Source organism: Alkalibacillus haloalkaliphilus C5 (genome assembly GCF_000269905.1).
In the GTDB taxonomy this organism is placed as follows: Bacteria; Bacillota; Bacilli; order Bacillales; family Alkalibacillaceae; genus Alkalibacillus; species Alkalibacillus haloalkaliphilus_A.
Genome location: NZ_AKIF01000242.1, coordinates 1 through 2,126 on the forward strand (window position 1 = coordinate 1; position 2,126 = coordinate 2,126).

The window sequence follows — 2,126 nt, forward strand, 5'->3', positions numbered from 1 at the left end:
TTAGAAACATGCATAGTTTTATACCAATAGGACAACAATGGACAGCTTATGCCTTGGTTTAAGTAGTTAGGCACAAATTGTTAAAGGGGGATTTTTTTATGAATGAGCGTCTTAAAGCAACTTTTTACGGATTAACAGCCATTCTAGTACTTATGTTAGTTGCAAGTTTAGTATTTGCTTTATTTATTAATTTCGATTGGATGGCGGCTAGTACACTTCAATGGGTCACTTTTATTACTAGCATTGTCATTATGCTAATTGGTGGGTTTATATCTGGCAGGATGACAGTTCATAAAGGTTGGGTGACAGGTGCTATAGTTGGTGTCGTTTATGTTGTAGGGATTATGCTTTATCAATTTTTGGCACATGATTCATGGATCCAAAGCTATCAAATTTTATATTTCTTAATATTCATCGTAGCTACAGTTACGGGTAGTATTTTGGGCGTTAATATGCAAAGAAGAAGTGAAGCTTATTAACATTTGAAAAAATAGCTTATAGCCTAAGAAACTTAACTTTAGAAATAAATAAAAAACAGGTTGGAATGTCCAACCTGTTTTTATTATGCTTTCTTTTCACGAACTGAGGTACGATCGTATGTAAGCTTCTGTCCATCATTAACCTCTAACACTACTGTACCTTCATCTAGCGCATGTACAGTACCATGCATACCGCCAATAGTGATAATTTCATCACCTTTTTGTAGGTTATTTTGCATCTCTGTAATTTGCTTTTGACGCTTTTGTTGTGGGCGAATTAAAATAGCCCAGAACAATAGTACAAATAAAAGGATTGGCATTAACGTCATTAGTAAATCCATCTATTACGACCTCCTTTCTAAAAGTTTTTTGCATCTGGTTTATTAAAACCATATTGTTCAAAAAACTCATCACGAAAATCACCTAAGCGATCTTCTTTGATGGCATTTCTCACTTGTCCCATTAATTTTACCAAAAAGTATAGGTTATGATAAGTAGTTAATCTTATTCCTAACGTTTCATTCGCTTTAATTAAGTGACGAATGTAGGCTTTTGTATAATTACGACACGTATAACAATCACAGTTTTCATCAATTGGTGTAAAATCTTTAGCAAATTTAGCATTTCTAACAACTAGACGACCATTTGACGTCATACATGTCCCATTTCTTGCAATACGTGTTGGTAATACACAGTCAAACATATCCACACCACGCATCGCACCATCTACTAATGAATCAGGAGAGCCCACTCCCATTAAATATCTAGGTTTCTCATCAGGTAATAAAGGTGTTGTAAAATCTAACACCTTATTCATAACATCTTTTGGCTCACCAACTGACAAACCACCAATGGCATATCCAGGAAAGTCTAGGCTAGTTAAGTCTCTTGCACTTTGTTTACGTAACTCTTCATACTCGCCACCTTGAATAATACCAAATAACCCTTGTTGCCCAGGTTTTTGATGGGCTTCTAAGCAACGCTCAGCCCAACGGCTTGTCCTTTCTACAGATGCCTTCATATAATCATATGATGCAGGGTACGGTGGACATTCATCAAATGCCATCATAATATCAGAACCTAATGAATTTTGAATGTGCATCGCTTTTTCAGGTGATAAAAACAGTTTCGCACCACTAATATGGTTCCTAAAGTGAACACCTTCTTCTTCAATTTGACGCATATCGCTTAAACTAAAGACTTGGAATCCTCCAGAGTCAGTTAGAATTGAGCCGTCCCAATTCATAAATTTATGAAGGCCTCCTGCTTCTTCTACGACATCTTCACCAGGACGTAACCATAGATGGTACGTATTTGATAATATAATATTTGCACCGATTTCTTTTAATTCTTCAGGTGCCATCGTTTTAACAGTTGCTAAAGTCCCAACTGGCATGAACACAGGTGTTTCAAATGAGCCATGAGGAGTGTGTACCTTACCGAGACGAGCTCCTGTTTGTTTACAAGTTTTAATCAGTTCATACGTGATTGCCATATTCATTCTCCTATGTTTAAAGTATTAACATCGCATCGCCAAAGCTAAAGAAACGATAACGCTGTTCAATTGCCTCTTGATAGGCTGACATAATTAATTCTTTCGTTGCAAATGCGCTGACGAGCATTATTAATGTTGATTTCGGTAAATGG

Annotated in this window: 4 protein-coding genes; 1 reads left to right on the forward strand and 3 read right to left on the reverse strand. The window is 36.4% G+C overall.

The window, feature by feature from the left end; genetic code table 11:
• The first annotated feature begins 98 nt into the window (after nucleotides 1–98).
• Nucleotides 99–479 (forward strand): TIGR04086 family membrane protein, encoded by a 381-nt coding sequence (locus A194_RS0115985; protein ID WP_017187785.1) that lies wholly within the window; start codon nucleotides 99–101, stop codon nucleotides 477–479.
• 83 nt (nucleotides 480–562) lie between these two features.
• Here A194_RS0115985 and yajC read toward each other — a convergent pair whose 3' ends face one another.
• From yajC to A194_RS19925, 3 genes are all read right to left on the reverse strand, one after another.
• Nucleotides 563–820, reverse strand: a complete 258-nt coding sequence (gene yajC, locus A194_RS0115990; RefSeq protein ID WP_017187786.1) for a preprotein translocase subunit YajC — start codon at nucleotides 818–820, stop codon at nucleotides 563–565.
• Nucleotides 821–837: 17 nt separating this feature from the next.
• The gene (gene tgt, locus A194_RS0115995) at nucleotides 838–1,974 is read right to left on the reverse strand and encodes a tRNA guanosine(34) transglycosylase Tgt (RefSeq protein WP_017187787.1); all 1,137 of its coding nucleotides are present in this window, start codon (nucleotides 1,972–1,974) and stop codon (nucleotides 838–840) included.
• Between the two features lie 16 nt (nucleotides 1,975–1,990).
• Nucleotides 1,991–2,126, reverse strand: a 136-nt coding sequence (locus tag A194_RS19925; protein WP_192808119.1) for an S-adenosylmethionine:tRNA ribosyltransferase-isomerase, incomplete at its 5' end; no start/stop codon positions are given.